The sequence below is a fragment of the Roseomonas sp. 18066 genome, from assembly GCF_902706185.1.
Classification (GTDB): domain Bacteria; phylum Pseudomonadota; class Alphaproteobacteria; order Acetobacterales; family Acetobacteraceae; genus Pseudoroseomonas.
Window position 1 is genome coordinate 1 of record NZ_CACSJM010000234.1, and the last position, 6,526, is coordinate 6,526.

Consider the following 6,526-nt stretch of genomic DNA (forward strand, 5'->3'; position numbering starts at 1 on the left):
GGCCGGGGCAGCGCCGGGTTGGGCCGCCAGCGGCCGCGCCGTCAGGGCGGGCAGCAGCGGCAGCAGGGCCAGCAGGGCGCGGCGGGACTGGGTCATGGGGCGCAGATTGCCTCGCGGAACGGCCGGCCGCCAGCGGCGGGGCATGAAATCTTGGACCGGTTTTATGGCCGATCCGTTGACCGGTTGCGCGGCCGGTTCAGGCAGGCGCTGCGCCGGGCGAAGGGCTGCAGCTCGGCCAGCAGCGGCGCGATCTCGTCCGCGGCGGCGATCAGCGCCCGGCCGCCGGCGGAGAACTGCGCCGGCGCGATGTCCGGATCGGCGAAGCCGCCGCTGAGCCGGATCGGCACGTCGAGGGCGAAGCTGCCCGTCGTGCCGCTCTCGCTGGCCACCATGACATCCATCTGCCGGCGCGCCAGGTCGAAGCGGCCTTGGCCATAGACGGTGCCCTGGTCGGTGCGGATGCGCAGCGGCGCCACCTGCCCCTCGGCCCCGCGCAGGTCGATGACGGCGACCAGGCAGCGCAGCGGCGTCATCCCCGGCGCCCGGCGCAGCAGGCCGCGCAGGTCGGTCGACGCCGCCTCGATCACCGCGCGCTCGATGCTGCCGGCGCGCATGGCGACCACCGCCGAGGCATGCGCGCTGCCCCAGGCGGCGTTCAGCGTGGCGCCCTGGCCGCGCACCGCGGCATGGCCGTCGACCCGCCCCTGCAGCGGCAGGGCGCCGAGACCCAGCGTCCGGCCCAGCACCTGCACCTCCAGCCCCGTCGCGTCGACGCGGCCGCTGATGGTGCCGCCGGCGGCCTGGCCGTCGGTCGCCGGGCGGCCCTTGATGACGCCCTCGGCGCGCAGCGACCCGCCCTGCCAGCCGATGGCGAGCTCAGGCACGGCGATGCGCCCGGCACTCTGGCTCAGCCGCAGCTTCGCCTCGGCCGCGCGCAACCCGGCATAGACCAGCTGCCGGGCGCTGACGGTCAGCTCCAGCAGCGTCCCCGGCGCAGGGTCGACGATCAGCGGCACATCGGCATTGGCCGGCGGCGCGTCGCGCTCGGCCAGCAGGGCGTTGAGGTCGAGCCGGTCGAAGCCGAGCTCGAGCGCCAGCTGGTCGGGCTGCCGCGGCAGGCCCTCGCGCAGGCGGATGCGGCCTTCGGTCAGGGTCGAGCCGCCCAGGCTGCCGCGCGCCTCGGCCAGGTCCCAGAGCCGGTCATGCCGGGCCAGCTCGCCCTCCAGCCGCAGCGGCATCGACCAGGGGCTGGGCTTGCCCATCATGGCCAGCAGCGCCGAGGGGTCGGGGGCGGCCAGCACCAGCCGGCCGGTGGCGCCGTCGACCGCCAGCGGGTCGGTGAAGCGGCCGTCGAAATCGAGCCGGGTCTCGCCGGAGCGGAAGCCGAGCTTCCCCGGAAACGGCCGGCGGGTGTCGCGCAGATCGGCGTAGCTGCCCAGCGCCGCGTCGAGCGCCAGCGGCACGCCCTGGTAGGTGCCGCCGGCGGTCAGCCGGGCGGGGGTGGCCTCGTCGGCCGCCACCAGCGCCGCCTCGGCCAGGGCGATGACCAGCTGCTTGCCGCCCAGCGTGTTGATGGCGATGCCGGCCTGCGCCAGCCGCAGCCCCAGCAGCGTCGGGAAATCCCTTCGCGATTCCTCGGGGTGCGGCGCGGCGCGGCTGCCGCCGCCGGCGAAATGCCAGTTGGCGCGGTCGTCGGGGCCGTGCTCCAGCAGCAGGTCGAGGCCGTCCACCGCCACGTCGCGCAGCCGCAGCGGGCCAGAGAAAACCGAGAACAGGTCGAGGGCGGCGGTGGCGGTGGCCAGGCGCAGCATCTCGGGCCGGCTGCCGCCGGGCAGGTTGGCGACCGACAGCCCTTCGAGGCGCAGCGCCATCCAGCGCCCGGGCTCGATCCGGAGAGAACTGACGGAAACATCCCGCCCGAGCCGCGCCTGCAGCCGGGCGGCCGCGAAGCCGCCGAGCTCCAGCCGCGGCAGGGCGAGGATGGCGCCGGCCAGCAGCAGGACCACCAGCACCGCCACGCCGGCGAGGATGCGCGGCAGGCGGCGCCGCGGCGGCGGCGGGCGAGGCGGGATGATGGTCAGCGACATGCAACGAAGGTAGGGGCTGGGGACGTCGCTGTCGCCCCCAGCTGGCGCCCCCAGCCCGCCGGCGCGCGGAAGAGCTACCGGTTCAGCAGCACGTCCGGCAGCCAGGTGACGATCACCGGGAAGATGGTGATCAGCGCCACGGTGACGACCAGCATCAGGAAGAACGGCAGGGACGCCTTGGCGACGTCGGTCTGTTCTCGTCCTGTCATGGTTTGCATGACGAAGAGGTTGAAGCCGACCGGCGGCGTGATCTCGGCGATCTCGACCAGCAGCACGATGAAGATGCCGAACCAGATCAGGTCGAAGCCGGCGGCCTGCACCATGGGCACGACGATCGAGGTGGTCAGCACGATCATCGAGGTGCCGTCCAGCGCCGTGCCCAGGATGACATAGACCACGGTCAGCATGGCGATCAGCCCGAAGGGGCCGAGGTTCATCGCGGCCACCGCCTCGGCCAGCTCCGCCGGGATGCCGGTCAGCGCCATCGCCTTGGTCAGGTAGGCGGCGCCCGCCAGGATGAACATGATCATGCAGGACAGGCGCGTCGCGCCCTTCAGGCTCTCCAGGAAGCTTTCCCAGGTCAGGCAGCGGGTGACGGCGGCCAGCAGCAGGCTGCCCAGCACGCCGAAGGCCGCGGCCTCCGTCGCCGTCGCCCAGCCGACGAACATGGTGCCGATGACGGCGATGATCAGCAGCGCGCAGGGGATCAGCTGCGCCGAGGCCCGCATCTTGTCCATGAAGGGCATCCGCGGCTCCATCGGCGGCTGCTTCTTCGGGTTCAGCATGGCCCAGACGGCGATGTAGAGGCTGAACAGCACCATCACCAGCAGGCCCGGCAGGCAGCCGGCGAGGAAGACGCGGACGATCGAGACCTCGGCGGCCACCGCATAGACCACCATGATGATCGAGGGCGGGATCATGATGCCGAGCGTGCCCGAGGTCGCGAGGCTGCCGATCGCGACATCCTCGTCATAGCCGCGCTTCTTCAGCTCCGGCAGCGCGATCTTCGAGACCGTGGCGCAGGTCGCGGCCGAGGAGCCCGACACGGAGCCGAAGATGCCGCAGGCCAGAATATTGACGTGCAGCAGGCGGCCGGGGATGCGGCGGACCCAGGGGGCCAGGCCGTTGAACAGCTCTTCCGACAGCTTGGTGCGGAACAGGATCTCGCCCATCCAGACGAACATCGGCAGCGCCGCCAGGGTCCAGGAGCCGGTGGCCTCCCAGAAGGAGCTGGCGAGATAGGTGCCGGGCTGCGGATGGACGAAGCTGACGGCGACGAAGCCGACCACGGCCAGGCTCATGCCGATCCACAAGCCGCCGGCCAGCAGCAGGCCGAGCAGCAGCAGCAGCAGGCCCGAGAGTTCCAGAAGATCCATGGCGGCTTACACCTCGGCCGAGAAATCGCCGCGGGCCGCGCGCTCTTCGGCGGCCAGGACGTAGTTGGGGCGATTGCCGCGCAGCACGGTGACCAGCTCGTCCAGCACCGCGACCAGCAGGATCGAGGCGCCGAGCGGCATGGCCAGCTTCGGGATCCACAGCGGGATCGCCAGCGCGCCCTGGGCGACGTCCTCGATCTCGTAGGAGAACAGCACGTCGTCCAGCGTCCACCAGACGCAATAGGCGACGCCGGCGGTGGCCAGCGTCAGGGCGACGATCTCCGCCACCCGGCGCGCCTTCGGCCCCAGCGTCTCGATGAACAGCCCGACGCGGATCAGCTCGCCGCGGCGGAAGGTATGGGCCAGCGCGAAGAAGGTGGTGGAGACGCAGAGATAGGCGCTGATGTCGTCGGCGGCCGGGAATTGCCGGCCGAGCTCGCGCAGCGCCACCTGCGCCATCATGACCAGGAAGATCGACAGGAGGGAGAGCGCGGCCAGACCCGCGCTCGCCACGTAAAGGGCATCGAGCCCGCGGCGGAGCATGCGGCGCCCGCGCTCAGCCGGCCCGATAGGCGTCGATGAGCTTCTTGCCGTCCTCGCCGGTGCGGCCGACCCATTCCTCGGTCATGGTGGCGCTGATCTTCTGCAGCCCCTCGGTCAGCGCCGCCGACGGCGCCAGCACCTGGATGCCGCGCGAGGCCAGCATGTCCTGCGCCTCCTTCTCGGCGATGCGCGACATCTCGAGGCCGCGCGCCTGCGCCTTGGTGGCCGCGTCCCGCACCGCCGCCTGCTGCGCGGCCGGCAGCGCCTCGAAGGCGCGGCGGCTGACGAAGATCAGGTTGTTGGTGTAGGTGAAGTTCACCGGGGTATAGACCTTGCAGTAGTCCCAGGCCTGGGTGTCGACGCCGGTCGCCGCGCTGGTGACCATGCCGTTGATCACGCCGGTGGCGAAGGCCTGCGGCACCTCGGACGCCTGCACCAGCGTCGGCGAGGCCTGGATCAGCGTCGCGAAGCGGTTGGTCATGGCGTTGAAGGTGCGGAAGCGGCTGCCCTTCAGCGCGTCCAGGCTGGTGATCGGCGCGTTGGAATAGAAGCCGCCCGGGGGCCAGGGCACGGTGTAGAGGGTCATCAGCCCGCTGCGCTGGAAGCGGGCCTCGATATAGGGCCGCGCCAGGGTCTGCAGCTTGGCCGCCGCCTCGTAGCTCGGCGCCAGCAGTGGGATGCCGTCGACCTCGAAGAAGGCGTCCTCGTTGCCATAGGCCGAGGACAGGATTTCTCCCAATTGCACCTGGCCGGACTGCACGCCGCGCTTGATCTGCGGCATCGGCAGCAGCGACTGGTTGGTGTGCAGCTGGATCGCCAGCTCGCCATTGGTCGCCTTCTGGATCTCCTCCACGAAGGCGCGGACATTCTTCGTGTGGAAGTTGGTGTCCTGGTAGGGCGTGGCGAACTGCCAGCGGGTCGCGGCCAGCGCCGGGCGGGCAAGGCTGCCCGCGGCGGCCATACCGGTTGCCATCAGAAGCGAACGTCGGGTGGGTTGCATGGTCCGGGCCCCTCACATCTATCGAGATGCGCAACTATTCCGGGGCTTCGCGGGGCCGACAAGCCGGGAACTGGCCCCCGACCCCCGGCTTCTGCGCCGGGCGGGCGCCATGCTGCTGATTCTTTGGGCAGGCGGGGTCCGCTTCTGCCTCCGCCTCCCGGCGCGCGTGATTGGTTTCGCGGGCGCAGCATCGCGACCGCCGCCCGAGTCACGCCGCCAGCGCGACTATCCGGCGGGCCAGGCCTGCAGCGCGGTGGCGACGATGCGGCGCAGCGCCTCCCGCCCGGCGCCGGACTTGGCCTGCACCGCCATGCCCTGGGCCACCGCCATGACATAGCGCGCCAGGTCGTCCGGATCGGCACCCGGCGGCAGCTCCCCGGCGGGCGCGGCGCGCAGCCGGTCGCCCAGCCGCGCCTCGACGGCGGCGCGGCGCCGGGCCAGCTCCTGCCGCACCGGGTCGGAGGCCTCGGAACAGGCCAGCGCGCCATTGACGCCGAGGCACCCCGCCGGCGTGTCCTGCCCCGACTGCGCATCGGCGAAACCGTAGAGCAGGCCAGCCACCGCCTCCCGCGCCGGCCGGCGCAGCATCGCCTCCGCCATGAAGCCCATCACGCCGCTCTCGTAGCGGTCGAGCGCCTTGCGGAACAGCTCCTCCTTGTTGCCGAAGGTGGCGTAGAGGCTGGGGCGGGTGATGCCCATCGCCTCCGTCAGGTCGGTCAGCGAGGCGCCCTCGTAGCCCTGACGCCAGAACACCTCCAGCGCCTGGCCCAGCGCCTGGTCGGGGTCGAATTCGCGCGGGCGGCCCATCGGTCCCAGTGTCCTTCCTGCTGCGGCGGCTGGATGACTAGCCACCTTGACGGCTGCGGTCCAGAACCATACCACCCGGTACGAAACCGTGCGAGTCCTTCGTGCGGCGCTGATCCAGGACCCTGTCCGATGCCCATTCCGCTGCACACCGCCTCCACCGCGATCTTCCTGCGCGGCCTGACGACGCTGTCCACCCTGTTGCAGAAGGCCGAGGCGCATGCCGCCGCCGAAGGCCTGGCGCCGGAGGCGCTGATCCAGGCGCGCCTCGCCCCCGACATGCGCGACCTGGCCGCCCAGGTGCAGATGGCCAGCGATGCCGCCAAGGCCGGCGCCGGGCGCCTGGCCGATGTCGAGCGCCCCAGCTTCCCCGACACCGAGACCAGCTTCGCCGAGCTGCAGGCGCGCATCCAGAAGACCATCGACTATGTCCAGGGCATCGACCCGGCGGCGACCGAGGGCGGCGCCGAGCGCGCCATCACCCTGACCGTCGGTGGCCGCGACTACCACTTCACCGGCGCCGCCTATCTGACGCAGTTCGCCCTGCCGAATTTCTTTTTCCATGTCACCACCGCCTACGACATCCTGCGCGCCCAGGGCCTCAAGATCGGCAAGCTGGATTTTCTCGGGCCCTTCTAAACCGCTCACGACGCCGCGCGTTCCGGCAGGGCATCCCCCTTCCGGAACGAACCGATGGCCGCCCCGCCCGCCTCCGC

At 71.8% G+C, this 6,526-nt stretch carries 6 protein-coding genes; 1 reads left to right on the top strand and 5 read right to left on the bottom strand.

From position 1 onward, the window contains the following. Positions 1 to 161: 161 nt before the first annotated feature. The 5 genes from GVN67_RS27545 to GVN67_RS27565 all read right to left on the bottom strand — a co-directional run bounded on the left by GVN67_RS27545 (position 162) and on the right by GVN67_RS27565 (position 5,813). The gene (locus GVN67_RS27545) at positions 162 to 2,087 is read right to left on the bottom strand and encodes a hypothetical protein (RefSeq protein WP_160000515.1); all 1,926 of its coding nucleotides are present in this window, start codon (positions 2,085 to 2,087) and stop codon (positions 162 to 164) included. A gap of 74 nt (positions 2,088 to 2,161) precedes the next feature. Further along, positions 2,162 to 3,463 carry a TRAP transporter large permease gene (locus GVN67_RS27550; protein ID WP_160000516.1) on the bottom strand — a complete coding sequence of 434 codons (1,302 nt, stop codon included), beginning with the start codon at positions 3,461 to 3,463 and terminating at the stop codon, positions 2,162 to 2,164. A gap of 6 nt (positions 3,464 to 3,469) precedes the next feature. Beyond that, a complete protein-coding gene (locus GVN67_RS27555) occupies positions 3,470 to 3,976 on the bottom strand; it encodes a TRAP transporter small permease (protein ID WP_160000517.1) in 507 nt (168 codons plus the stop codon). Positions 3,977 to 4,019: 43 nt separating this feature from the next. Beyond that, positions 4,020 to 4,979: a TRAP transporter substrate-binding protein gene (locus GVN67_RS27560; protein ID WP_235035571.1), complete on the bottom strand. Its 960-nt coding sequence runs from the start codon at positions 4,977 to 4,979 to the stop codon at positions 4,020 to 4,022. A 252-nt stretch (positions 4,980 to 5,231) separates the two neighbouring features. After that, complete coding sequence (locus GVN67_RS27565) at positions 5,232 to 5,813, bottom strand: TetR/AcrR family transcriptional regulator (RefSeq protein WP_160000519.1); 582 nt, start codon at positions 5,811 to 5,813, stop codon at positions 5,232 to 5,234. A gap of 129 nt (positions 5,814 to 5,942) precedes the next feature. On the opposite strand from GVN67_RS27565, the gene GVN67_RS27570 reads away from it, so the two are divergent. Further along, positions 5,943 to 6,449, top strand: a complete 507-nt coding sequence (locus GVN67_RS27570; RefSeq protein WP_160000520.1) for a DUF1993 family protein — start codon at positions 5,943 to 5,945, stop codon at positions 6,447 to 6,449. Positions 6,450 to 6,526: the final 77 nt, after the last annotated feature.